The 25339-nt window shown below is 64.1% G+C and carries 23 protein-coding genes and 1 tRNA gene; 11 read left to right on the top strand and 13 right to left on the bottom strand.

Translation table 11 applies throughout. The annotated features are described in order from the left end of the window. Window positions 1-17: 17 nt before the first annotated feature. Window positions 18-899 (top strand): AEC family transporter, encoded by an 882-nt coding sequence (locus D769_RS22885; RefSeq protein WP_008649930.1) that lies wholly within the window; start codon window positions 18-20, stop codon window positions 897-899. Between the two features lie 71 nt (window positions 900-970). Here the strand turns inward: D769_RS22885 and mog are convergent, their stop codons facing one another. Together mog and yjgA are read right to left on the bottom strand one after the other, a co-directional pair. Then, complete coding sequence (mog, locus tag D769_RS22890) at window positions 971-1621, bottom strand: molybdopterin adenylyltransferase (RefSeq protein ID WP_008649931.1); 651 nt, start codon at window positions 1619-1621, stop codon at window positions 971-973. Next, window positions 1618-2226 (bottom strand): ribosome biogenesis factor YjgA, encoded by a 609-nt coding sequence (gene yjgA / locus D769_RS22895; protein ID WP_008649932.1) that lies wholly within the window; start codon window positions 2224-2226, stop codon window positions 1618-1620. Before yjgA ends, mog begins: the two co-directional genes overlap by 4 nt. 48 nt (window positions 2227-2274) lie before the next feature. Here yjgA and pmbA point away from each other — a divergent pair, with 48 nt between their 5' ends. Next, window positions 2275-3642, top strand: coding sequence for a metalloprotease PmbA (gene pmbA, locus D769_RS22900; protein ID WP_008649933.1), 1368 nt, complete (start codon window positions 2275-2277; stop codon window positions 3640-3642). Between the two features lie 98 nt (window positions 3643-3740). On the opposite strand, the gene D769_RS22905 is transcribed toward pmbA, so the two are convergent. The 3 genes from D769_RS22905 to D769_RS22915 all read right to left on the bottom strand — a co-directional run bounded on the left by D769_RS22905 (window position 3741) and on the right by D769_RS22915 (window position 5838). Continuing rightward, on the bottom strand, window positions 3741-4241 hold the full coding sequence (locus D769_RS22905; RefSeq protein ID WP_008649934.1) for a dihydrofolate reductase: 501 nt from the start codon (window positions 4239-4241) through the stop codon (window positions 3741-3743). Further along, entirely contained in the window at window positions 4238-5032 is a 795-nt protein-coding gene (locus D769_RS22910; protein WP_008649935.1) for a thymidylate synthase, read from the bottom strand. The genes D769_RS22905 and D769_RS22910 overlap by 4 nt, the downstream gene beginning before the upstream one ends. 107 nt (window positions 5033-5139) lie before the next feature. After that, entirely contained in the window at window positions 5140-5838 is a 699-nt protein-coding gene (locus tag D769_RS22915; RefSeq protein ID WP_008649936.1) for a TerC family protein, read from the bottom strand. Window positions 5839-6407: 569 nt separating this feature from the next. On the opposite strand from D769_RS22915, the gene egtD reads away from it, so the two are divergent. Together egtD and D769_RS22925 are read left to right on the top strand one after the other, a co-directional pair. After that, on the top strand, window positions 6408-7496 hold the full coding sequence (egtD, locus tag D769_RS22920) for an L-histidine N(alpha)-methyltransferase (RefSeq protein WP_035884829.1): 1089 nt from the start codon (window positions 6408-6410) through the stop codon (window positions 7494-7496). A gap of 130 nt (window positions 7497-7626) precedes the next feature. Next, window positions 7627-8883, top strand: coding sequence for an ergothioneine biosynthesis protein EgtB (locus tag D769_RS22925; RefSeq protein WP_008649940.1), 1257 nt, complete (start codon window positions 7627-7629; stop codon window positions 8881-8883). A gap of 76 nt (window positions 8884-8959) precedes the next feature. Here D769_RS22925 and D769_RS22930 read toward each other — a convergent pair whose 3' ends face one another. Together D769_RS22930 and D769_RS22935 are read right to left on the bottom strand one after the other, a co-directional pair. Further along, window positions 8960-10885, bottom strand: coding sequence for a DEAD/DEAH box helicase (locus tag D769_RS22930; protein ID WP_008649941.1), 1926 nt, complete (start codon window positions 10883-10885; stop codon window positions 8960-8962). A gap of 816 nt (window positions 10886-11701) precedes the next feature. Then, entirely contained in the window at window positions 11702-12472 is a 771-nt protein-coding gene (locus D769_RS22935) for a protein phosphatase 2C domain-containing protein (RefSeq protein ID WP_008649944.1), read from the bottom strand. 109 nt (window positions 12473-12581) lie between these two features. Here D769_RS22935 and D769_RS22940 point away from each other — a divergent pair. The 3 genes from D769_RS22940 (at window position 12582) to D769_RS22945 (ending at window position 14008) form a co-directional block, all read left to right on the top strand. Next, window positions 12582-12656 (top strand) — tRNA-Arg (locus tag D769_RS22940). 172 nt (window positions 12657-12828) lie between these two features. Beyond that, entirely contained in the window at window positions 12829-13032 is a 204-nt protein-coding gene (locus D769_RS31990) for a hypothetical protein (RefSeq protein ID WP_152415053.1), read from the top strand. A 727-nt stretch (window positions 13033-13759) separates the two neighbouring features. Then, window positions 13760-14008, top strand: coding sequence for a hypothetical protein (locus tag D769_RS22945; protein ID WP_008649945.1), 249 nt, complete (start codon window positions 13760-13762; stop codon window positions 14006-14008). Window positions 14009-14107: 99 nt separating this feature from the next. On the opposite strand, the gene D769_RS32435 is transcribed toward D769_RS22945, so the two are convergent. Further along, window positions 14108-14806 carry a fimbrial protein gene (locus D769_RS32435; RefSeq protein WP_008649946.1) on the bottom strand — a complete coding sequence of 233 codons (699 nt, stop codon included), beginning with the start codon at window positions 14804-14806 and terminating at the stop codon, window positions 14108-14110. 651 nt (window positions 14807-15457) lie between these two features. Here D769_RS32435 and D769_RS22955 point away from each other — a divergent pair. After that, window positions 15458-15784 carry a hypothetical protein gene (locus tag D769_RS22955; protein ID WP_152415054.1) on the top strand — a complete coding sequence of 109 codons (327 nt, stop codon included), beginning with the start codon at window positions 15458-15460 and terminating at the stop codon, window positions 15782-15784. Window positions 15785-15811: 27 nt separating this feature from the next. Here the strand turns inward: D769_RS22955 and D769_RS22960 are convergent, their stop codons facing one another. Beyond that, complete coding sequence (locus D769_RS22960; protein ID WP_008649948.1) at window positions 15812-16141, bottom strand: SMR family transporter; 330 nt, start codon at window positions 16139-16141, stop codon at window positions 15812-15814. Window positions 16142-16479: 338 nt separating this feature from the next. Here D769_RS22960 and D769_RS22965 point away from each other — a divergent pair, with 338 nt between their 5' ends. Continuing rightward, entirely contained in the window at window positions 16480-17004 is a 525-nt protein-coding gene (locus D769_RS22965; RefSeq protein WP_008649949.1) for a hypothetical protein, read from the top strand. 61 nt (window positions 17005-17065) lie between these two features. Here D769_RS22965 and D769_RS22970 read toward each other — a convergent pair whose 3' ends face one another. Both D769_RS22970 and D769_RS22975 read right to left on the bottom strand, forming a co-directional pair. After that, entirely contained in the window at window positions 17066-18253 is a 1188-nt protein-coding gene (locus tag D769_RS22970) for a benzoate/H(+) symporter BenE family transporter (RefSeq protein ID WP_008649950.1), read from the bottom strand. A 153-nt stretch (window positions 18254-18406) separates the two neighbouring features. Further along, on the bottom strand, window positions 18407-19339 hold the full coding sequence (locus tag D769_RS22975) for an amino acid ABC transporter substrate-binding protein (RefSeq protein ID WP_008649951.1): 933 nt from the start codon (window positions 19337-19339) through the stop codon (window positions 18407-18409). A gap of 462 nt (window positions 19340-19801) precedes the next feature. Here D769_RS22975 and D769_RS22980 point away from each other — a divergent pair, with 462 nt between their 5' ends. Next, window positions 19802-21727 (top strand): ATP-binding cassette domain-containing protein, encoded by a 1926-nt coding sequence (locus D769_RS22980; RefSeq protein ID WP_008649952.1) that lies wholly within the window; start codon window positions 19802-19804, stop codon window positions 21725-21727. Window positions 21728-21796: 69 nt separating this feature from the next. Here D769_RS22980 and D769_RS32960 read toward each other — a convergent pair whose 3' ends face one another. Then, a complete protein-coding gene (locus D769_RS32960) occupies window positions 21797-21922 on the bottom strand; it encodes a hypothetical protein (RefSeq protein WP_008649954.1) in 126 nt (41 codons plus the stop codon). A gap of 1 nt (window position 21923) precedes the next feature. Beyond that, window positions 21924-23135, bottom strand: coding sequence for an MFS transporter (locus D769_RS22985; protein WP_008649955.1), 1212 nt, complete (start codon window positions 23133-23135; stop codon window positions 21924-21926). Window positions 23136-23336: 201 nt separating this feature from the next. Between D769_RS22985 and D769_RS22990 the strand changes: the two genes are divergently transcribed. Continuing rightward, window positions 23337-25331: a DNA topoisomerase IV subunit B gene (locus D769_RS22990; RefSeq protein ID WP_008649957.1), complete on the top strand. Its 1995-nt coding sequence runs from the start codon at window positions 23337-23339 to the stop codon at window positions 25329-25331. Window positions 25332-25339 lie beyond the last annotated feature (8 nt).

Below are 25339 nucleotides of genomic sequence, written 5' to 3' on the forward strand. Positions count from 1 at the left end.
CCCTGTCGCCCCCGCCCATGTTCACGCGCATCGTCTCGATCATCACCCCGGTCATCCTGATCATCCTGATTGGCTGGCTCTACGGACGCCGTGCCCATCCGGACATGACTGGCATCAACCGGGCGACGCTGGAAGTGATTGCGCCGTTACTTGTGGTGTCGGCGTTCATCAGCAAGGACTTCGTGCTGGCCGACCAGCTTGTCCTGCTGGCCTGCGCGGTGGCCGTGGTGATCGGCTCGGGGGTGCTTGCCTGGCTCGTGGCACGGATGATCGGGGCCAATCCGCGCACATTCGTGCCGCCGATGATGTTCAACAACTGCGGCAACATGGGCCTGCCGCTGTCGGTGTTCGCATTCGGTCCGGCAGGCCTGGCGCCGGCCGTGGCGCTGTTCGCGGCATCGAACCTGATGCATTTCACGGTCGGCATGAAGATCGTCAACCGGCATGCATCGATGGCGCAGATCGCACGCAACCCGATGGTGCTGGCCACGGTGGCCGGTGTGGCGTTGTCGCTGGCGAAGCCCTACTTCACCTTGCCCGAGCCGGTCTACGAGTCCATCAAGCTGCTGGGCGATGCCACGGTGCCGCTGATGCTGTTCGCGCTCGGCGTGCGTATGAAGGACGTCAGCCTGCGCAACTGGGGGATGGGGGTGCTGGGCGCAGCGGTTTGCCCGCTGGCGGGGATCGTCGTGGCGCTGGGACTGGCCTGGTGGGTGCCGATGACCGACCTGCAACGCGGGCTGCTGTTCGTCTTCGCGGCGCTTCCGCCGGCAGTGCTGAACTTCCTGGTAGCCGACCACTTCCGGCAGGAGCCGGATCAGGTGGCGTCGATCGTGCTGCTCGGCAATATCGCGGCGGTGGTATTCGTGCCGATCGGGCTGTACCTGGGTTTGAAGTGAACCTTTCAGTCTTCTCCCCGCTCCCGCCGGGCGGGTGTGGGGAGAAAACGTCAAACATCAAACGTCAAACCTCAAGCTGATGCCGGCTTCGCGCGCACGGCGTTCTTCGGCCGCCAGGCCTTGACCACCGCTTCATCGGTCTCGATGTACGGCCCGCCGATCAGGTCGATGCAATACGGCATGGCCGCGAACACCCCCTGAACGATCGACTTGCCATCGGCATCGCGCAGGCCTTCCAGCGTTTCGCGGATGGCGCGCGGCTGGCCGGGCAGGTTCACGATCAGCGCGGCGCGGCTCGGCGTTTCGCGGATCACGGCCACTTGGCGCGACAGAATCGCGGTCGGCACGAAATGCAGGCTGACCTGGCGCATCTGCTCGCCGAAACCCGGCATTTCCTTGGTGCCGACGGCCAGCGTGGCTTCCGGCGTCACGTCGCGGCGCGCAGGGCCGGTGCCGCCCGTGGTCAGCACCAGGTCACAGCCAGCCACGTCCACCAGTTCGATCAGCGTGCGCGAAATCTGCGCCTGCTCGTCGGGAATCAGACGTTCCACAGACTGCCACGGCGTGGTCAGCGTCTTGCCGAACCAGTCGCGCAGCGCAGGGATGCCTTCGTCCTGATACGTGCCGGACGACGCCCGGTCGGAAATCGACACAAAGCCGACCACCAGCTCGTCTGGGCTCTTGCGGGCGACGGGCGATGTCAGCGGGGTCTGCGGGTTCATGCTTCGGGCTCCGGTGCGTTGTCTGGGGCCGCGTCGGCGTCCTTCTCTTCCAGCGCGGTCTTGATGGCCTGGAACAACTCGCGGAAGTACTTCGGCGGCTTGGCCAGTTCCTTTTCCTTGCGGGCATTGCGGATGATGTTGCGTACCGATTGCACGTCCACGCTTGGGTGCTCGCCAAGGAACTTGGTCAGCGCGTCGTCGTCGGCCAGCAGCAACTCGCGCCAGCGCTCGATCAGGTGCATCCGGGCCGTTTCGGCCTTGCTGGTGCCCTTGAAGCCTTCCAGCGCCGCCCGGATGGTGGCAATTTCGTCGTCATCCAGGCCACGCATGACCTTGCCGACGAACTGCATCTGGCGGCGCTTGCCTTCGTGGCTCGTGATCTTGCGGGCCGCGTGGATCGCGTCGGCCAGCGCCTCGGGCATGGGCACGCGCGCCAGCCTGTCCTTGGGCAGGGACTCCAGCTCGGCGCCGATGTCCTGCAGCGCCGTCATATCGCGCTTGCGCTGGGACTTGCTCTTGGGCAGGTCGTCCTCGTCCTCCGGGGCAAAGGCGCCCGGGAATCGGCCATTGGGATTGTTACGGGTATTTCGCGTCATGGGCGGCATTTTATCTTGCTATGATTCCCGTTTGGACTTTTGATCACGCCCGCCCATATGAGCCAGACCGCCGAACAGACCGCGCATTTCACCTACACCCAGGACCAGCTCAAGACCATGGCGGCCGATGTGCTGCGTGTGGCACGCGAGCTAGGCGCGACGGATGCCGCCACCGAGATTTCCGAGGGCAGTGGCCTGTCGGTGTCGGTGCGCAAGGGCGAGGTGGAAACCATCGAGCAGAACCGCGACAAGGTGGTGGGTGTGACGGTGATGATCGGCAAGCGTCGCGGCAATGCCAGCACGTCGGATTTTTCGGCCGCCGCGCTGCGCGCCACGGCCGAAGCCGCGTACAACATCGCCCGTTTCACGGCCGAGGATGACTGCGCTGGCCTGGCCGAGGAAGAGTTGCTGGAGCGCGACCCCCAGGATCTGGACCTGTTCCACCCGTGGACCATCGATGCCGAAGGCGCGATCGACATTGCCCGCCGCGCCGAAGCGGCGGCTTTCGCCGTCTCGCCGAAGATTCGCAACAGCGACGGCGCGAGCGTGTCGGCCCAGCACTCGCAGTTTGTGCTGGCCACGTCGCGCGGCTTCTCGGGCGGCTATCCCTACTCGCGCCACTTCATCTCGTGTGCGCCAATCGCCGGTTCGGGCGGTGGCATGCAGCGGGATGACTGGTATTCGTCGAAGCGCGCCCCTGGAGCGCTGGCTGAGCCGGAAGCGATTGGCCGCTATGCGGCGGAGCGCGCGCTGGCCCGCCTGAACGCCCGCAAGCTGTCCACGCGCAAGTGCCCGGTGCTGTTCGAGGCGCCACTGGCTGCTGGCCTGCTGGGCGCGTTCGTGCAGGCGGTGTCGGGGGGCGCGTTGTATCGCAAGTCGACGTTCCTGTATGACACGCTGGGCAAGGAGGTTTTCGCGCCGCATATCCAGGTTTACGAACGGCCGCACGTGCCGGGCGCGATGGGCAGCGCGCCGTTCGACGAAGAGGGCGTGCGCACGCACGAACGCGACGTGGTGCGCGACGGCGTGGTGCAGGGCTACTTCCTGTCGACGTACTCGGCACGCAAACTCGGCATGAAGACTACCGGCAACGCGGGCGGCTCACATAACCTCACGCTGACCAGCTCGCAGACGCAAGCGGGCGATGATTTCGTCGGGATGCTGAAGAAGATGGGCACCGGTCTGCTGGTGACCGAGCTGATGGGGCAGGGCGTGAACTACGTGACCGGCGACTATTCGCGCGGCGCCTCGGGCTACTGGGTCGAAAACGGCGTGATCCAGTATCCGGTGGAGGAAATCACGATTGCCGGCAACATGGTCGAGATGCTGCGCCAGATCGTTGCTGTTGGTGCCGATGCGCTGGTGCGTGGCACCAAGGAGACTGGCTCGATCCTGATCGAGCAGATGACGATCGCCGGGAACTGATGGTTTGTGCGTCTCTTCCGAACGGGAGAGACGACAAGGGCCGATCAGGGACGACGAAGGGCGGCGCAAGCGGGTGAACCCGTTTGCGCCGCCCTTTTTTATTCTTCCCCGGACGCCGGCCGTTCGTACGTCACGAACGCATAGTCGAAGCCATTCGTTTCCGAATGGTGTACCTCACGCGCGGTCTCGACCCATGTCGTGCGGTCCACGGCCGGGAAGAACGCATCGCCTTCCACATCCGCGTCGATTTCCGTGACGATCAGGCGATCGGCGCTCGGCAGTGCCTCCGCATAGAGCTGCGCGCCGCCGATCAGGAATACCTGTTCCGCACCTATGCACAGCCGTTGCGCATCCTCGATCGATCCCACCACATCAGCGCCCTCGATATGCAGGTCGCGGTTGCGGCTCACCACGATATTGCGGCGCCCCGGCAGCGGGCGCCCGATCGAATCCCAGGTCTTGCGACCCATGATGATCGGCGCGCCCATGGTCGTGCGCTTGAAATGCTGCAAGTCTTCCGGCAGGCGCCACGGCAAGGTGTTGTCGCGGCCGATCACGCCGTTGCGCGCGCGCGCGACGATCAGTGTCAGCAGCGTCATACGGCCACCGGCGCCTTGATCGCGGGGTGCGACTCATAGCCGACCAGCTCGAAATCGTCGTACTTGTAGTCGAAGATGCTGTCGGGACGATGCTTGATTCGCAGCGTTGGCAGCTTCATCGGCTCGCGCGAAAGCTGCGTTGCCACCTGCTCGAAGTGGTTGCTGTAGATGTGGCAGTCGCCACCGGTCCACACGAAATCGCCCACGCCCAGGTCGCATTGCTGCGCGATCATGTGCGTCAGCAGCGCGTAGCTGGCGATGTTGAACGGCACGCCGAGGAAGATGTCGGCGCTGCGCTGGTAGAGCTGGCAGGACAGCTTGCCGTCGGCCACGTAGAACTGGAAGAACGCGTGGCAGGGCGGCAGTTTCATCTGCGGGATCTCGCCCACGTTCCAGGCCGACACGATCAGCCGGCGCGAATCGGGGTTGTCGCGGATCTGGCGCACGACCTCGGTGATCTGGTCGATATGGCGACCGTCCGGCGTCGGCCATGCGCGCCACTGGTAGCCGTAGATCGGACCCAGTTCGCCATTGGCATCGGCCCATTCGTCCCAGATGGTGACGCCGTTTTCCTTCAGGTACCGGATGTTGGTCGAGCCCTGCAGGAACCACAGCAGTTCATGGATGATCGACTTCAGGTGCAGCTTTTTCGTGGTGACGACGGGAAAGCCCTCGTTCAGGTCGAAGCGCATCTGGTAGCCGAAGACCGAGCGCGTACCGGTGCCGGTGCGGTCGGACTTTTCGGTGCCATGCTCGTACACATGGCGCATGAAGTCGAGGTACTGTTTCATCGGAACAGGAAGTGGGAAGTGACGTCGGCGCGCGGGCCGCAAGCGGGGATTTTAGCCTGAAAGCAGAAAGCCGCCCGAAGGCGGCTTTCTGCGTCAGATGCGGGGTGTCAGTTGGCTTGGGTGGACGGCTCCCGGCGCTTCTGCGTCAGGTAGCCGGCGCCCAGCACACCGCCGACGATCACCAGGTACAGCGCCCACTTGACGATGGGTTGCGCCTCGAAGAACGGCTTGGTGATCGGCTCGCCCAGGATCATCTTCACAGCCGTGAAGGCCAGCACGCCGGCACCCACGTAGATGATGGACGGGAAGCGTGCCATCAGCTTGAGCACCAGGCTCGAGCCCCAGACCACGATCGGAATACTGATCAGCAGACCCAGCACCACCAGCAGGAAGCTGCCGTGGGCGGCGCCGGCCACGGCCAGCACGTTGTCCACGCCCATGACTGCGTCGGCGATGATGATCGTCTTCATCGCGCCCACCAGCGTGCTGGCGCCGCTGCCGTGCTCGTCACCGTCTTCCTCGGCGGCCAGGAGCTTGTAGGCAATCCAGACCAGCGCCAGGCCACCCACCAGCAGCAGGCCGGGGATCTTCAGCAGCCAGACCACGCCGATGGTCATTGCCGAGCGCACGACCACGGCGCCGATGGTGCCCCAGACAATGGCTTTCTTTTGCAGGTGCGGCGGCAGGTTACGCGCCGCCAGGGCGATCACGATGGCGTTGTCGCCGGCGAGTACCAGGTCGATGACGACGATCGACAGCAGTGCTGTCAGGAACTGCATCGTGAACAGATCGGTAAACCACTCCATGTAGGCTCCTCAAGTGCAAATTGCTGCGGGCCGATCGGGCCAGCAAGTTTTTTGACACCTGGGATTACGGAGCGACGGAAGTTGCCGACAAGGGCGGGACTGCCTTTGCAAACCGTAACACCAGGTTGCAAAGGTCTTGCTCGACACGCTGGCACGGTATGCGTACCAGGGTCAGCACAACCGGAGACGGGTCAGCGCCTCGGAATGACGATTGTGCTAAGGGCATGGGCCCCCAAGCTACTCCCCTTTAACTTCCCTTTGGAAGGGACGCTGACACCGGATGCTCCGGCGTTTTGCGTTGGGCGCGATTATACCGAAGCTGCGGGAAAAATGTTGCATCACCGACAATGTGTCTGAATGTATGGACAAAGTGTGTAGGCAAATGCGGGGCTGCCGGGTCATGCAATGCATGACGCACGCATATGCATATGCGCCTATGCTTGTTGGATTGGCGGTCGGTCGGTGTGCGTCAGACACGACAGGAGCGCACCCCACGCCAACCGTGTGCCCGTCGTGCCATGCGGTCTTTGAGGGATTCACGTAGTGCCCATCGACAATAAGGAAACGTCATGCCGGCTGTTACGACACCACTGAACCCGTCTCGCCCCCAGCCTCAGCCTCTCCACCACGCCAACCACCATTCCGCTCCCGAACACGCGCAGGACCCGACGCCACGCCTGGTCGTGGCGAACGGCGCCCATGCCGCGCTCCGGCCGGAATTCATTCAGCAATATCACGAGAACAGTGATGCGCTGCGCGCGGAGATCGTCTCCGGATTGCTCCGGTCGCAGGCGGGCATCAGCCCGAAGTTCTTCTACGATGTGCTCGGCTCGCGCCTGTTCGAGGCCATCACCGACCTGCCCGAGTACTACCCGACGCGCACCGAGGCGTCGATCTTCGCCAGCGTCGCCCCGGCGATCGCGGCGCGTGCCGGTAGCGGTTGCGTGCTGATCGACCTCGGCGCCGGCAACTGCGAGAAGGCCGCCCGGCTTTTCCCGAGCCTGCAGCCGGCCCAGTACGTCGCGCTCGATATCTCGGTGGATTTCCTGCGCGGCACCCTGTCCGGGTTGCAGCAACAGCATCCGCATATCCCTATGCTCGGCCTGGGCACGGACCTGTGCGGGCCACTCGACCTGCCATCCAGCGTCAGGCGTGGCCGCCGGTTGCTCTTCTACCCGGGTTCCAGCATCGGCAATTTCACACCGATCGATGCGCTGGCGCTACTGCAGCGGCTACGCGCGGTGACGGGTCATGGCGATGGTGTCCTGATCGGCGTCGACCTCTACAAGGACGCTGATACGCTGGTCGCGGCTTATGACGATGCCCTTGGTGTCACGGCCGCGTTCAATCGCAATGTGCTGCGCAATGTGAACCGGATCCTGGGCAGCGACTTCGCGCTCGAGGACTGGCGCCACGTGGCATCGTTCGATCAGCAGGCATCCCGCATCCAGATGCACCTCGAGGCCGAGCGCGCGGTGACGGTTCGCTGGCCCGATGGTGAACGCAACTTTGCCAAAGGGGAGCGGATCCATACCGAGGACTCGCACAAGTATCGGCCCGAGGATTTTGCGATCCTGCTGGAATCGGCTGGTTTCACCGACCCCGTAAGCTGGACCGACCCGCGTGGCTGGTTCGCCGTTTTCCACGCTCGCGGCTGAACGCCAGTGGAGAAGCCGCGGCGCCGGCAGGGGGATAGGGCGCGCGGAAAATGGCACCGGCTCGCCGGTGTCATAATGCGCGCAGCCGGCGTGTCCGGCTTTTCTTTCACCCTCAGTCACGGACCTTGCGATGAGCGGCTTCTCCATGCTTCCCGATCTTCACTTTACCGGCGGCAAGGCGGCGTGGCCCGATGCGCGGCGCCTGCCGCGCGAGGGGCTGGCGCAGGCGCTCGTGGAATCGCGCAACCGCACGCTGGCGTGGCTGGGTGCGTTCGGTCAGACACGCCGAGGCTGGACCGTCCCGCGTCAGTACGATTGCAACCCGCCGCTGTGGACGCTGGGTCACGTCGCCTGGCACGCCGAATGGTGGTGTCTGCGCGGTGTACGTCATCTGGAGCAGGGCGGTATCCGCCTGCCGGTGGCCAGCGAGCCATCGTTGCTCGATGGCGCCGACGAGTGGTTCGATCCCGAGCGCATCGGTCCGGACGAGCGCTGGGAAATCGCGCTGCCCGATGTATCGCGCGTCAAGCAGTACGCGGCCCAGGTGCTGGATGGATTGCTGCGCCGCATCGCGCTGCTGGCCGACGATGATGACGCAACGCTGTACCCGTTCCGCCGCGCGCTGTACCACGAGGACGTCCAGGGGGAGACCATCGCGGCGTTGTTGCAATCATTGGGCGTAGCGCCGGCCGAGCCGGCGTCCGTGGGCCCGGCGGCATCGGTCTCTCACAACGACGCGCTGCATTTTCCGGGTGGAAACTTCACGCAGGGCTGGAGCGATGCCGATGGTTTCGCATGGCCCGATGAACTGCCGCCCCAGAAGGTCTATGTGCCGGCGTTCGAGATGGATGCGGCACTGGTCTCCAACGCGCAATACCTCGAGTTCGTCGAGGACGGTGGCTATGAGCATCCTGCGTACTGGTCCGCGGCGGGCCGCCAGTGGCTGATGATGCAGGAGCGGTCCGCGCCGCGCTACTGGTCTCGCCATGCGGTGACGCGAAGCTGGGTGGTATCGCGCTTCGGTGCCGAGCGCACGCTTAACCCCGATGAACCGGTGCGGCACGTGACCCTGTTCGAGGCGCAGGCATGGTGCGTGTGGGCGGGCCGCCGCCTGCCGCAGGAAGTCGAATGGGAACTGGCGGCCACGCAGAATCGCGGACTCCAGTGGGGCGCGCTGCGCGAGTGGACCGCCACGCCATACGAGCCCTACCTGGGCTTCATCGCAGAGCCGACGGACGGCGAGATCGTCGGCCGCTTCGGTACCCATCAGGTGGTGCGGGGTGTGTCGTTTGCGAGCCCTGCGCGACTGCGCCATACGCGCGCGCGAACCGCGCTGCTGCCCGAGGACGATGTGTCGTTCGTCGGGTTCAGGACTTGCGCGGTGTGAGGGGGCATCAGCGGCTCGCGCTCGTCGCAGGCAAGCCGACAGCATAAAAAAAGGCACCCGAAGGTGCCTTTTTTATTTATCGCTCGTAACGCGAGCGGCTGTTGCGCTGGCCGCCGAAGCCGGCGCGGTCGCCACCGCGATCACCGAACTTGCGGTCGCCGAAGCTGCGATCGCCAAAGCTACGGTCACCGAAGCTGCGGTTGCCGTCGCGCTGGCCGTCACGGTTGCCGCCAAAGCTGCGGTTACCGTCACGTTGTGCGGCGTCACGGTTGCCATCGCGCTGCGCGAAGTCGCGGTTGCCGAAGCTGCGTTCGCCGCCGAAGCTGCGCTGCTGACCTTGGCCCTGGCCCTGGCCTTGGCCTTGACCCTGGCCACGGTAGCCGCCATTGCTATTGCCATTGCTGCGGTCGCCGAAACCACGCTCGCCACGATCGCCGAAACCACCACGGTTGTCGTCGCCGAACGGACGCGGGGCGCGATCGCCGAAGCCACGGTTGTCGCTGCTGAATCGGCGCTCGCCGAAGTTGCGGTCGCCGTTACCTTCGCGGTTGCCGCGATAGCCACCGCCGTTGTTGCCGCGATAGCCGCCACCGGTGCCACCGTTGCCGCGGAAGCCGTCGCGGCCGCCCGGCTTGCCGCCGAAGTTCGAACGCGGCTTCGGCGAGCGACGCGGTTCGAAGCCTTCGATCACCGAGGCGTCGATGCGGTTGTTCGTGAAGCGCTCGATACGGCGCCACTGGAACATGTCACCGTGGTTCACGAGGTTGATCGCCACACCCGAGCGACCGGCACGGCCGGTGCGGCCAATGCGGTGCACGTAGTCTTCCGCCTGCTTGGGCAGGTCGAAGTTCACCACGTGGGTAATGTCGGGCACGTCGATGCCGCGCGCGGCCACGTCGGTGGCCACCAGCACGCGCAGGTTGCCACGGCGCAGGGCCGTCAGCGTGCGGTTACGCGCGCCCTGGGTCATGTCGCCATGCAGCGCGCCGGCGGAGAAGCCGGTGTCCGACAGGCGCTCGGCCAGCGAATCGGCATCGCGCTTGGTAGCGGTGAAGACGATGGCTTGCTTGAGCGATGCATCGCGCAGCAGGTGGTCGAGCAGGCGCTCCTTGTGCGACATGTCGTCGGTGAAGTGCAGGCGCTGTTCGATGTTGCTGTGGTCGGCGCGCGCGGCGGCGATCTCGATACGCTGCGGGTCGCGGAGCTGGCGCGAGGCCAGTTGGGCGATGCGGGCGTCAAGCGTGGCCGAGAACATCAGCGTCTGGCGCGATGCCGGCGTGGCGGCGACGATGGCGTCGATGTCGTCGGCGAAGCCCATGTCGAGCATACGGTCGGCTTCGTCGAACACCAGCATTTCCAGCGCGGACAGGTCAATGCGGCCGGCTTCGATATGGTCGAGCAGGCGGCCCGGCGTGGCCACGAGGATGTCCGGCATACGGGCCAGCATGGCCAGCTGCTTCGGGTAGGGCATGCCGCCCAGGATGCTGGCGCAGACGATACGGCGCAGATGGCGGCCATACTTGGCGGCAGCTTCGGTTACCTGCAGGGCCAGTTCACGCGTCGGCGTCAGCACCAGCAGCGACGGCTGGGCCGGAGACGGACGGGGGCGCTTGCCCTTCATGCGCTTGGCCGGTTCGGTCGGGCGATGCGTCGTGGCAGGCTTTTCGCTGATGCGCTGGATTGCGGGCAGCATGAACGCGGCGGTCTTGCCCGAGCCGGTCTGGCTGGAAACCAGCAGGTCGCGGCCGGCCAGGAAGGCGGGGATGGCCTGCGCCTGCACCGGTGTAGGTGTGTTGTAGTTGGCTTCGGCCAGTGCGCGCAGGATGGCGGGGTCGAGGCCGAGTTTTGCGAAGCCGTTTTCCGAGGCTTCCACGGCCGGTGCGGCGTCAGCGTTCAGCATGGCGTCGAGCTTGTCGAGCGGGCTGGCGGTATCGGCGGGCGTGGCGAATGCGTCGGTGGCGGAGGCAATAGGCTGCTCCGCACGGAAATCGTGCTGGGTCATGTCGTACGTCTTAAAAATGCATGGCACCCCTGGCAGATGTGCGCGAAGGGGTGGGCGCAGTGCAAAGTCTTAAAAAGGCTTCGGCGCCAATCGGTAGGCCGTTCGACAGACTCAGCTGGCAAAACGGCGGCAGGCAGGGGCGACTGGTTATCGAAAAACCAACCGGAACCCTGGCAGGCAAACAGCTAACAATCGGGCTGTTCTTCAGGATCGGAGACGAGGCAGCGTCAGGTGAGTGGTGCGTTCTGGCCAGGCACCTGTCAGCGATACTTCCGAGAAAATGACAGAGGCAGGGAGCAGAGCTTGGGAGGTAGCGGATACGCCACAGCGTTGAAAGCCGGGCGAGTTGCGGAACTCACAGTGCGAAACTCACGGCGCGAAGTATAGCAGAACACCGAATATTTTGTTGCGGTGCGAAAAGTCCGAAAAGGTAACGGGATGTATCGCGCACATGGCTTGAATGTCCGGCCTTGCTGCCTATACTCGAGAGCGCGAGCTTCGATGCTCGTACGGGGCGGACGACGACATGTCCCGCTGATCCTGCCTTTGGCAAGGTTGGCTTGCCACTCGCCCCCGGCATTGCGGTCATTGTTGCCATTGCCAGGTTTTCTTCGACTGTCCGGGTGGTCCGGATGGACGTCCGGGTCATGGGCGGAATCACGGGAAACATGCTTGGCACAGGAATGACCGGAATTGCCGGCGACGCAGACCCAGGAGGTCCGGGCCCGTCCGCAGCCCAAGCCCGCCACTCAGTTGGCGGGCTTTCTATTTGTGCTGTGTGTGGCGCGCTGCTTGCGCTGAGCCACGTTTGGCGGGTCAGCCCGTGGTGTCCGACGAGGAGGGCGATTCCGAGCCGCCGTCAGCCTCGCTGGCGCGGACCACCACCACCGTGACGTTGTCCTGACCACCGTGCGCCAGCGCCAGTCTCACCAGTTCATCTGCCGCGTGCCGGCAATCCCCGGAGGCCAGTACCGAGGCGATGTCCGTATCGTCGACGTCGTTGTAGAGGCCATCGCTGCAGAGCAGGAACATGTCGCCGTCCCGGACGTCCAGCGTGAGCGTTTCAAGGTCAAGCGTGGCGGCAGCCCCCACGGCGCGTGTGATCGCGTTGTGCGCGGGATGGTGTTTCGCTTCCTCGGCGGTAATAAGGCCACGCGCGCGCAATTGCTCCACGTGACTGTGGTCGCGCGTGAGCTGTTGCAGATGGTTGGCGCGGAGCAGGTAGAGCCGGCTGTCGCCCGCCCAGAGACAGGCGCATTGATGCCCGCGCGCGAGCAGCGCTACCACCGTGCTGCCGATCACGCGTACCCGCGCCTGCCGCGCTTCATCCATTAGCAACTGATTGACGCCGAGGATGGCAGCGCGTGTATCGTCGATGGCCTGATCGAGATCGCCGGGCAGCGATAGCGTCGACAGCGCCTCCACGATCGAGTGGCTGGCGAAATCGCCAAGCGCGTGGCCGCCCATACCATCGGCCACGACCCAGAGGCCGGGCGTGGCGAGCCACGCATCCTCATTGCGTGCCCGCGCGAGTCCAACATCCGTGTGGGCGGCGGATTCCCACTGGAACTCTGCTGTGTTCTCCATATGTCCAGCATAGCGGCTGTCGCCGATCCTGCGTCCGAGTTTGCTATACTGCGCCCCGTCTTTTGGCTCGCCTGCCCCGATGCGGCGCGAGCCCCAGGCAGACGGTCCGCTCGCCGTAGTTCAATGGATAGAACGAGCGCCTCCTAAGCGCTAGATACAGGTTCGATTCCTGTCGGCGGGACCATCATCAGTCTGCACTGGCTTCTCCCTCCCTTCATCGTTGCCTCCGATTGTTTCGCGCCGTGCCGTCTCTCGCTGTAGGAGAACGTCTTGCTGCGGAATGTCCTCGTTCCTACATCGTGGCGGTAATCCAATGCGTATGCTCGAGAAGGGAAAAGGCTGAACAGGAGTGCCATATGAAGCCCATTCTTGTGATTCTCATCACCTCCGTGGCGCTGCTTGGCGGGTGCGTCATTACACCCGACCATGGTGACCACAGAGGCGGTGGGTACTACGGCGGAGATGGTCGATCTGATTACGATCATGGCGATCGTGACCGGAACGATCACCGGGACAACGATAATGACCGGGATCGCTGGCAGGGCGGCCCGCATTATTAGTGTGTGTCCTGATCTCGTGCCAGGCGGCCACGGATGGGATGGGGACTCCCTACGTATTTCCAGACGGAGCAGGTCATCACCGGCGGAAGCGTCAGCGCCATTGTGACGCTGTACATGAACTATCCGTAGTTGCTGCCACGCGAGGTGGCCAACGGTAGATGGGGCGGCTGGACGCGCCCCGTCTGTGTGGACAAGGCCGACAATCAGGTAGGGCGAGACGGACAAGGCCATCCTCGCCCGTGGTCTTGCTGACGCTGAGACTGGTAGCTGGAAATCAAGGCGAATTGACTTGCCTTAGAAATTGCCGCAGCAGTTCACTACGTGTCAGCCTTCCAACCATGACCACTTGACCTTGGCACATTGATTGTCTGCGCTAGCATCGGGAACGATCCGAACATGAAAAGTTGTGGCAGGTCATATGTGTTTCAGTTGCGGCGAAGAGCTGGTTGGATGCAGTGCTACGCTGTAGGAATACTCTGGAAGTATTCTGATGAAAGCATTGGCCAGTATGTGTTTTGCCTTGTTACTTACCGGCTGCGCGATCGGATCCAACTGCTCGTTGGGACAGCGTGAGCCCTGCAAGTTCATTCCGTTCATCGCGCCTCCGGGGACCACAGTCGTTCCTGCGACGGCACCCCGTTAGGTCCACGGGGCAGGCGTATCGTTGAGGATCCAGTCACGCGCGGGTACATTGCGCTGACGTCCATGCGGCATACGGAGCCTGACCATGCAGACCGACCCTGAATACTGGTTTCACGCCAAGCGCTATGGCTGGGGATGGGGGCTCCCGACTTGCTGGCAAGGCTGGGTAGCCTATGGCGCGTATTTCGCGATGCTAGCGCTGGCTGTCTTCTTCTTCCGTGTTGACCACCGTCCCGTTGTCTTCGTCTTCCTCGTGGTGATCCTGAGCCTGGCGCTGTTTGTCGTTTGCTGGATCAAGGGGGAGCCGCCACGCTGGCGTTGGGGAGACGACTGATCGGCCCGTCGCTGATCTACCTATCCACCGAGCTACCCCTTTTGGCAGACCATTTCACGATGGTCTGTTTTCATCTTGGCCGGTGTCCGCGCCCGCCAGTTATTGATAACTGAGCGTGAACGTTGCCAGCGCTCTGACAGCGCCGGGAATGACGGTTCCCGTTGAAACATAGCGCGCGGTCAAGGGCACAAGGGTGGTGGCGGCAGACGGCCCCACGTACCATTGCCCGGGGTTTCCTCGTACTGCGGAATCGGCGCCAAAGGTGATTGGCGTGCCGCCACTCGACAGTCGAAGCGCGATGCCCTGCGCCGCGGAATCAGGCGTCAGCGAGAGATTGTTCGTCCTGTTGCCGGGCCGGGTTGCGTCCGTCAACGTGATATAGACGCCGATACCGGTTGGACACGACAAACTGATGTTGAAGTCGGCGCGCTCGGCGCTAACGTTGCCGACTGGTAGCAGGCTCGCAAGCCTGACCGGGGGTAACGCCGCCTCGACGTGCGGCGTCGTGACGGTGCAACTGTTGGCGACGATCCGTGTGCCGGGCGTGATCGTCACGGTACGGGTGACCGTATTGAAGCAACTGCCTGAGAACTGAACGGTCATGGAAGGCAGGCCGGTCAGGGTACCGGACTCCATGGGACCAGTCACGATGATTTCGGCAGAGAAGTACTCCGCGGCGGAGATGCTTGGACTCGCCGCAGAAAACGTTGCCGTCTGTGGTGCTGGCGTGAAAAGCCCCGCCCAGCCGTCGGTGAGTGCGAAGCGTATACCGAAGCCGGTCAGATTGGTCTGGTACACATTGGGCATTCCTGGCACTGGAACCCCACTGACACTTGCTGTTTTCGTTATTGAGCAGCGAACATCAGAAAGTCTAACGCCGGGATTCCGCCACTCGCGTGCCAGTTGCTTCCCGATCCTTTCGACTCGCGAAGAAGTCATTAACGACGTCCCAAATGACAGATTGAACGAGGTCGATTCGATAGATGGATAGATGACCTCACCCGCTGACGCCGGCTGGACTTGGCTCAAGACGATGCAGCCAACGAGGAGGGTGATCCGGATAAGTCCGCGCGTGGCCGGCTTCCATCCGGTTGATTGGAAAGGTCTGATGAGCGGTTCAAGCATGGGCAATCGTTTGTCGTCGATGGAAGCGCACCGGGATTGAGATTTCGTGCGGCAGTCCATCATCTATTGAAGGGAACGGTGACCGCCATCGTGGTGCATTCGATGCCATGCTCCAAAGCCAGTTTCGTCGAGTGTCGACTCTAAGGGGGGGCTGTTGGTGTGTGAATCGTAATAAATTGAATGTCTCTGTTCAGGCGAAACGCGGCGTCTCTTGACGCGACCCGCTTACCTTGTGGACATTTCCGATTGGATGATTCAGCGAACGGATATGATGTCGGCTTCACGCCGCAAACGAGGACCCATTTGGCCAGCTTCCGCCCAACCATGCCATCCGTCCGCGCGAACCTCTGCCGGTTGCCGCTGCTTGTCCTGATTGGTGCGATGCCGGCTCTGGCGGTGCCACCGGCGTCCGATCCGGCGCTGGCCGATACATCGGGCTGCACGGCGCTGATCAATATCGTGCAGGAGAGCTTGCGGGGTGAGCTGGAGGTCCCGTGCGCGGAGCCGAATCGCGAGGCATGCGAGGCCAAGAATGGGCAGATCCGCGCCATGCTGGAAATCGTCGAGCAGCGCCGGCAGCGCAAGGCTGACGAATGCGAGACACTGGCCCAGGTCAATCGGCTGCTGCGCACGCTGCCACCAAAGGGGTGAGCGCAGCCGGGCAGGGTGCTGTCGGAATCAGTGCGACATCTTCGAGAAAAGCTGGATTACCGCCACGCCGGCGATGATCAGCCCGATGCCTAGCCAGGCCGCCAGGTCGGGGACCTGCCGGTAGAGCACGGATGCAATGAGCGTCACGAGCACGATGCCGGCGCCGCACCAGATCGCGTAGGCCACACCGACTGGCACTGTTTTCATCACCTGCATCAGCAACCAGAACGCCGCCACGTATCCGGTCACCACCAGGACGCTGGGGACCAGGCGCGTGAAGTTCTCGGCGGCCTTGAGGCTGCTGGTGGCGATGACTTCGGCAATGATGGCCAGGGCTAGGAGCAGATATCCGTTCATGAATTGATCAAAAGAGACTGTTGCGGCACGCGGATTCGATATTATGCAATCCGCGCCCCCGATCACCCCCAAACGGGGCTGCAAACCATGGGACGAATTGCCGAGAATCCTGGCGTCATAGTGCTTTCAGGTGATCGATTACCCTCCCACACGGTGGTTGCCCTGCAAGGGATAGGGGAATTGAATGATGGTATGCGCTGAAAACGCACGGGGCGCCCGGGAATACACAAGAGGCGCCTCCAGAATGTCGCGGCGGTATCCAATCTGGCCTGACCATGCCGGCACCAAAACATACGCCGGCGGCTGGCGAGGTTGTAGTTGGGATCAAGGGGAGCATCATGAACAACGAGCTTGACGGGGTAACGGCCTGGCCGACCACGCGACTCGGCCATTTGCAGGGGGAGTCCGATCCCGGGCGCGATCCGGGAGAGGGCGTCTGGCAGAACACAATTGCCGCCGCCGATCACGCGCTGGAAGAAGCGTCCCGCATTCAGCGAGGCGTGCAGCAAAATCTGAAACTGATGCAGGAGGTGCGGACGCTGCGCGACGAATTGCGCCGTGCCCATGCCGAGATCGATCGCTATCGAGGGATGCACGCGCGCGTGGTGGTCAGCATGCGGCAGCTCGAGGATGAGCACAGCGTCGAGATGTCGCGCCTGCAAACCGACAACGAACTGCTGCTGGTGCGCCATCGCGTCTACAAGCTGCTGGCGGAGCACTACGCCACCGCCGCGTTACGGTTCGATCCCGCTGTGTTCGCCGAGCACCGTGACCGGGTGCTCGAGCACGTGCTGTTCCAGCGCCGCAAGGGCATGTTGCTCACGCAGATCGGCGTGGCGGACATCGCCTTCCTGCTGCTGTAGCAGATCGGGTCGTTGAGCCCGGGTGTTGCCCGGCGACGATCAGGCGACCTTCAGGCGACCATCAAGCGGACTTTGGCTCGCGCGGCTTGAGCACCAGCAGCGCGAGCATGCCGCCCACCACGCCCCAGAACGCGGAGCCGACGCCTGCCAGCGTCATGCCTGACGCCGTGATCATGAACGTCAGCAGGGCCGATTCCCGTTCGGCCGGCGTCTGCATGGCCACCGTCAGGCCGTTGGCGATCGAGCCAAGCAGCGCAAAGGCGGCGACTGCCACCACCAGCGCCTTCGGGAAGGCCGCGAACAATGCGGCGATGCTGGCCGCCATGATGCCCATGACCAGGTAGCCGATACCGCAGACCACGGCGGCCATGTAGCGGCGGCGCGGATCGGCGTCAGCCTGCGGGCCGGTGCAGATCGCGGCCGTGATGGCCGCCAGGTTGATGCCGTGCGATCCGAACGGCGCCAGGATGGCCGATGCCAGGCCGGTGACCGCAATCAGCGGACTGGCCGGCACGTGGTAGCCATCGGCACGCAGCACGGCCAGCCCCGGGATGTTCTGGGACGCCAGCGCCACGATGAACAGCGGCACGGCAATGCTGACGAACGCAGATACCGAGAACGCCGGCGTGGTCCAGACCGGCATGGTCACGGCGAAGTGAAACTGCTCGAAGTGCAGCTGGCCGAGTACGCCGGCCAGCGCCACGCCGATCACCAGCACACCGGGCACCGCATACCGCGGCCACCAGCGCCGCCCGAGCAGGTAGACGGCGAACATCACCAGCAATAGCAGCGTCTGGTGCTGGGCCTGGACGAATACGTCGACGCTGATGCGGAACAGGATGCCGGCCAACAAGGCCGAAGCGATGCTGGCCGGTAGTGCCTTCATGAGCTTGTCGAACCAGCCGGTCAGGCCGGCCGCCGTCATCAGCAGGGCCGCCATCAGGAACGCGCCAATCGCTTCCGGGTAGGGCACCCCGGGCAGAGATGCGATCAGCAGCGCCGCCCCGGGCGTGGACCATGCGATCACGATCGGCACCCGCATCAGCAGCGATAGTCCGAGCGTAGTGACACCCATGCCGACCGATAGCGCCCAGATCCAGGACGATATCTGGGCATCGGTCAGGTGCGCGGCTTGCCCGGCCTGAATCATCAGGACCAGCGAACTGGTGTAGCCGGTCAGCATGGCGATCAGCCCGGCCACCGTGGTGGAAACGGACAGGTCGGACAGCTTGAGGGGGACGGCGGTCATGGTGGATCGTGCGGTGCGGGCCCGAGGGCAACGGGCGGTATCTTCGCACGGGATGACCGGAGTGGTGTTCTGTTTTCTCCCCCTCTCCCGCAAGTGGGGAGCGGGGGAGAAAGGGGTGAAAGGGGAGAAAGACCGGCGGTCGGCGTCAGCGCCTCAATCCGCCACCTTGTCGCTCGGGAACTTGAACGAGTCCCGCAGCAGGTAGCTCATCGGAATATCCAGCGTGATCCCATGGGGCGGGATCGGCTGCTGGAACCACTTGCGGTAGAGCTTCTGGGTTTCCTGGTCATAGATCGCGTTGACCAGGGCCTTGTCGACGATCTTCTTGAACTCGACGTCCTGCTTCGACAGCATGATCGCGTAGGGTTCGATCGTCAGCAGGTCGCCGGTCACCGCCAGCGAAGCCGGGTTCTTCGCGTTTGCGCGCAGGCCGAACAGCAGCACGTCGTCCATCACGAACGCATCGGCGCGGCCCGATTCCACCATCGCGAACGCCTCGGCATGGTCCTTGGCCTCCAGGACCTTCCAGCCCATCGCGCCGGACTCGTCCATCTTGCGGATCATGGCCAGCGGCGTGGTGCCGGTGGTGGAGACGACGGTCTTGCCGCGCAGGTCGCTCCAGCGGCGGATGCCGGAATCCGACTTGACGAGCATGCGGCTGCCGGCGATGTAGTGCGGGATCGTGAAGGCGACCTGTTCGCGACGCTCGCGATTGTTGGTGGTCGACCCGCATTCCAGATCGGCCTTGCCATCGACGATGGCCGGGATGCGCGTGGCCGGCGTCACGGGCACCCACTCCACGCGCAACTGCGGCATTTTCAGTTGGGCGCGCACGGCGTCAGCCGCTTTCAGGCACAGATCGACGGCGTACCCGACTGGCTTGCCGTCGGCCATGAACGAGAACGGCACGGAGCTTTCGCGGTGCGCGATGCGGATCGTGCCGGTCTGCTGGATGCGCTGGATAACCGGACTGGATGCCGCCTGCGCGGCCGGGATGGCGGCCGGCGTCAGCAATGCGGCAAGGGAAAGGAAGACAGACGCGACGCCCCCGAACGAGGCGCGGCGTGGCAGGCCCGAATTGGTCATGATGATACCCGTCGAAAAATAGTCAGAAATAACCGTGGCGGCGCTAGGCCGCCCTGGCCATCCGCCGATCACCAATTGGCCGGATCGGTCCGGCTCTGTTGTGCTTCGTGGTGCTGCTTCTTGTTGTGCGATCGGATGTTTCCGATGGCGCTGATTGTTCCACGGGGGGCGGCGGCGACACAACTGCAAACGCTGGCAGACGTGCGCTACGTAATGGCGGCGTCCCCGTAACGCAACGCTTCGACCCAACCCGCGTTGACGGGGGCTTTCCCTTACGGAGTTATCCGACTTCTTGTGACTCAGGCGAATGGCTATTCTTCAGCCGTGCCTTGCGAGCAGGGCACCGAGGAGAGACTCTTGGGCCCGTGAAGGAACGGGCCCTTCTTTTTTTCGGGGGTGCCATTTGGGGTGCCGACGCCTGCGACTCGTCTACAATCTTGGGCCTACTCAGTCGGACCCACCATGGCCCTGTTCTCCATTACCGATGCCCAGCTGGCTTTCGGCCACGTGGCGTTGCTCGACCACACCGATTTTTCCCTTGAAGCCGGCGAACGTGTTGGCCTGATCGGCCGCAACGGCACGGGCAAGTCGTCCCTGCTGCGGATCGTGGCCGGCATGTCAGCGCCCGACGATGGCCTGATCTCCCGCCAGAGCGGCGTGACGTGCGCCTATGTGGCGCAAGAGCCGCAGTTCGCGCCGGGCTTGACCGTATTCGATGCGGTGAGCCAGGGCATGGGCGCGGCGCACGATCTGCTGCTGCGCTATGACGCCGCGCTCACCAAGCTGGAAACCCACAACGACGAGGCCACCCTGGCCGAACTGCATCGTGTGCAGGCCGAACTCGATGCCGCCGACGCCTGGCAGTTGCGTACCCGCGTGGAAACCACGCTGGCAAAGCTCGCGCTCGACCCTCACGTGCGCGTGGACGCGCTTTCTGGCGGTCTGCAGAAGCGCGTGGCGCTGGCTCAGGGTCTGGTGGCCGAGCCGGACATCCTGCTGCTCGACGAGCCGACCAACCACCTCGACGTGGAGGCCATCCGCTGGCTCGAAGACCTGCTGCTCGGGTTCCGCGGCAGCGTGCTGCTGATTACCCACGACCGCGCGTTCCTGGATCGCGTGGCGACCCGCATCGTCGAACTCGATCGGGGCCGGCTGGTTTCGTTCCCCGGCAACTTTGCCGCCTACCAGGCGCGCAAGGCTGAACTGCTGGCCAACGAGGCCGTGGAGCAAGCCAAGTTCGACAAGCTGCTGGCGCAGGAAGAAGTGTGGATCCGCAAGGGCGTGGAAGCACGCCGTACCCGCAGCGTGGCGCGCGTGCAGCGGCTGGTGACGATGCGGGCGGAGCGCGCCTCGCGTCGCGAGGTGCAGGGCAACGTCAAGCTCGAAGTCTCGCAGGGCGAGCGTTCGGGCAAGATCGTGGCCGAGTTGACCAACGTGTCGAAGGCTTATGGCGACAAGGCGGTCGTGCGCGACTTCACCGCGACGATCATGCGCGGCGACAAGGTCGGCCTGATCGGGCCGAACGGTGTCGGCAAGACCACGCTGCTGCGGCTGATTCTGGGTGAACTGCCGCCCGACAGCGGCACGGTGCGCAATGGCAGCAATCTGCAGGTGGCGTACTTCGACCAGATGCGTACCTCGCTGGATCTGGAGAAGTCGCTCGCGGACACCATCAGCCCGGGCAGCGACTGGGTCGAGGTCAACGGCCAGCGCAAGCACGTGATGAGCTACCTGGGCGATTTTCTGTTCGCGCCCGAACGCGCGCGGTCGCCGGTCAAGTCGCTGTCGGGCGGCGAGCGCAACCGGCTGCTGCTGGCACGGCTGTTCGCACGGCCCGCGAATGTGCTGGTGCTGGACGAACCGACCAACGACCTGGACATCGACACGCTCGAACTGCTGGAAGAACTGCTACAGGACTACAGCGGCACGGTGTTCCTGGTTTCGCACGATCGTGCGTTCCTGGACAACGTGGTGACCTCCACGATCGCTGCCGAAGGCGATGGCATGTGGCGCGAATCGGTAGGCGGTTACTCGGACTGGCTGGAACAGTCGGCCCGTGCGCAGGCGTTGCAGGCTGCCCGCGCTGAATCCAGGCAGGCCACGGAGGCGCCAAAGTCGGCCGCGCGCGAGGCGCGGGGCGCGAATCGCACAGTCAAGCTGTCGTACAAGGAGCAGCGCGAACTCGACAGTCTGCCGGAACGTATCCAGTCGCTGGAGACCGAGCAGAAGACCATCGGCGCGCAACTCGAGGACGGCTCGATGTACGCCACCGATCCGAAGCGGGCGGCCGATCTGGCCACGCGTCACGACGAGATCGAGATGGAGCTGCTCGAGGCGCTCGAACGCTGGGAAGTGCTGGAGAAGAAGACGAAGGGCGAGGGCGCCTAAGCGTTGCTCTTGGTTTTCTCCCTCTCTCCCACGGCGTGGGAGAGAGGGGCTGGTCGGTAGTCAATCCACTCATCCGCACCACGCCAGCACCATATTGGTCAGGTCGACCATGAACGCTGGGCGCAGGTAAGCCAGAAACCCCAGCGTCAGCAGCGCCGCCAGGGCAAGGAATCCAAGGCCCTTGGCCAGTCTCATCTCAGGCCCCCACGGGTTGTGGACGGACCAGCGCCTGCTCGCGGATCGGCAGGTTGACTACCGCGGCCATCAAGCCCAGCGCGATCGCGATCATCCATACGGTGCTGTAACTGCCGGTCTTGTCGAATAGGTAGCCACCCAGCCATGCGCCCAGGAAGCTGCCGATCTGGTGCGAGAAGAACACCACGCCCGACAGCATTGACAGGTACTTCACGCCGAATACCTGGGCGATGATCCCGTTGGTCAGCGGTACCGTCGACAGCCACAAGAAGCCCATCAGCGCCGCGAACACCCAGGTGCTGGCCGCCGTCAGCGGCATCAGCAGGTAGCCGGCGATCACCACCGAGCGCGCGATATAGATGAACGACAGCAGGTAGCGCTTGGGCATCCGCTGGCCCATCGACCCGGCCGTATAGGTGCCGAACACATTGAACAGACCGATCAGCGCCAGCGCCACTGTGGCGACCTTGGGATCGGTGAAGCCCCGGTCCTTGAGGTAAGGGGCCAGATGCACGCCGATGAACACCACCTGGAAGCCGCAGACGAAGTAGCCGAGCGTCAGCAACTGGAAATTGCGGTTGCCGAATGCCTCGCGCGTCGCTTCGCCGATGGTCTGGTGATGGCCGGTGGTCGTCGCGGCCATCTTCGGTTCCCGCAGTGTCAGTGCCAGAGGCAGCATGAAGCACGCGAGGAATGCCAGGATGAACAGCGCGTTTTGCCAGCCCATGGTGGAAATCAGCGTCTGTTCCACCGGAATCATCAGGAACTGGCCGAAAGACCCGGCCGCTGCCGCGATGCCCATGGCCCAGACGCGCTTCTCCGCGCTGGCCACGCGGCCGATCACGCCATAGACCACGCTGTACGTGGTGCCGGACTGTGCGATACCGATCAGCACCCCGGCGCCCGTGGCAAAGGCGGTGCCGCTGGTGGCCAGTCCCATGACGACCAGACCGGCCACATAGAGCGCCACGCCGATGATCATGATGCGCAGGGCGCCGAACTTGTCGGCCAGCGCGCCGGTGATCGGCTGGCTGGCGCCCCACATCAGGTTCTGCAGCGCCAGGGCAAAGGCGAAGGTCTCCCGGCTCCAGCCATGGGTTTGTGTGATCGGCAGGTTGAACAGGCCAAAGCCATGCCGGATGCCCATCGAGAGCGTCACGAGCAGCCCACCGCACACTAGGACGGTGGTCAGGGAGAGTTTGCGGTCAGTCATGTCGGGCTCGGTAGGTATTGTTTCTATTGTTATGTCGACGGCTGCTGTAGCGACTGCGGAGGTGCCGTATGCGCGGTCCGGCGAGTTTACTCCGCGCTATCCAATCTTGCCGGCGCGGGATTCGTGCCGCGCCCATCCATTACAATGCAGCGCATTCCGGCCGCCGACGGCCGGGCGTCCCACTTTCCGCAAAACGACTCCATGGCGAGCAAAACCAGTCAGTACAGCGAATCTTCCATCCGGGTCCTGAAGGGTCTGGAGCCGGTCAAGCAACGGCCCGGCATGTACACCCGTACCGATAACCCCCTGCATGTCGTGCAGGAGGTGATCGACAACGCGTCCGACGAAGCGCTCGGCGGCTACGGCACCGAAATCCTGGTCACGCTGCATCGCGACGGCAGCATCAGCGTGGAAGACGATGGCCGTGGCATCCCGGTGGGCATCCACCCGGAAGAACAGGTGCCGGTGGTGGAAATCGTCTTCACCCGTCTGCACGCGGGCGGCAAGTTCGACAAGGGCAAGGGCGGCGCCTACGCATTCTCGGGCGGCCTGCATGGCGTGGGCGTGTCCGTTACCAACGCGCTGGCCACGCGCCTGGACGTCACGGTCTGGCGCGACGGGGCGGTGTCCACGCTGACGTTCGAGCACGGTGGCGAAGTGACCCGCCCGCTGGCGACGCGCAAGATCGAGCGCGGCGAGAAGAAGAGCGGCACGCGCGTGCAGGTGTGGCCGGATGCGAAGTACTTCGATTCGGCCGCAATCCCGATGGCCGAACTGCAGCGCCTGCTGCGCAGCAAGGCCGTGCTGCTGCCGGGCGTGAAGGTCACGCTGGTGCTCGAGAAGACTGGCGAGCAGACGGTGTGGCAGTACGAGCAGGGCCTGAAGGGCTATCTGGTCGAGGCCCTGGCCCAGGGCAGCGGCGCCGAACTCGTGATCCCGATGTTCGAGGGCGAGCACTTTGCCGACCCGGACAAGAATGCCGGCGAGGAAGGCTTTGCCGAAGGCGAAGGCGCGTCGTGGGTGGTGGCGTGGACCGAGGAAGGCGCGCCGGTGCGCGAATCCTACGTCAACCTGATTCCCACGCCAGCCGGCGGTACGCACGAATCTGGCCTGCGCGAAGGCCTGTTCCTGGCGGTGAAGAGCTTTATCGAAATGCACTCGCTGCAGCCGAAAGGCGTGAAGCTGATGAGCGAAGACGTGTTCGCGCGTGCATCGTTCGTGCTGTCGGCCAAGGTGCTCGATCCACAGTTCCAGGGCCAGATCAAGGAGCGCCTGAACAGCCGTGACGCCGTGCGTCTGGTTTCCACGTTCAGCCGCCCGGCGCTCGAACTCTGGCTGAACCATCACGTCGATTTCGGCAAGAAGCTGGCGGAACTGGTGATTCGCCAGGCTCAGGCCCGCACGCGTGCCGCGCAGAAGGTCGAGAAGAAGAAGGGCTCCGGCGTGGCCGTGCTGCCCGGCAAGTTGACCGATTGCGAATCGACCGATGTCGAGCGCAACGAGATTTTCCTGGTGGAGGGCGACTCCGCCGGTGGTTCGGCCAAAATGGGCCGCGACAAGGAATTCCAGGCCATCCTGCCGCTGCGCGGCAAGGTGCTCAATACCTGGGAGACCGAGCGCGACCGCCTGTTCGCCAATAACGAAGTGCATGACATTGCGGTGGCGATCGGCGTTGACCCGCATGGCCCGGACGACGAGCCCGACCTGTCGAACCTGCGGTACGGCAAGATCTGCATCCTGTCCGATGCGGACGTTGACGGGGCGCACATCCAGGTGTTGCTGCTGACGCTGTTCTTCCGCCACTTCCCGAAGCTGATGGCCAACGGCAACGTCTGCGTGGCACGCCCGCCACTGTTCCGCGTGGATGCGCCGGCGCGTGGCAAGAAGCCGGCGCAGAAGCTCTATGCGCTCGACGAAGGCGAGCTCGAAGCCATCCAGGACAAGTTGCTCAAGGATGGCGTCAAGGAAGGCGCGTGGCAGATTTCGCGCTTCAAGGGCCTTGGCGAGATGAGCGCCGGGCAGCTCTGGGAGACGACGATGAATCCCGATACGCGCCGGCTGCTGCCGGTGTCGCTGGGCGAGTTCGACATGCCGCAGACCGTCACCATGATGAACATGTTGATGGGCAAGGGCGAAGCCTCGCAACGACGAAGCTGGCTGGAAGAGAAGGGCAACGAAGTGGAGGCCGACATCTGACGGCAGCG

The organism is Cupriavidus sp. HMR-1, from assembly GCF_000319775.1.
Taxonomy (GTDB): Bacteria; Pseudomonadota; Gammaproteobacteria; order Burkholderiales; family Burkholderiaceae; genus Cupriavidus; species Cupriavidus metallidurans.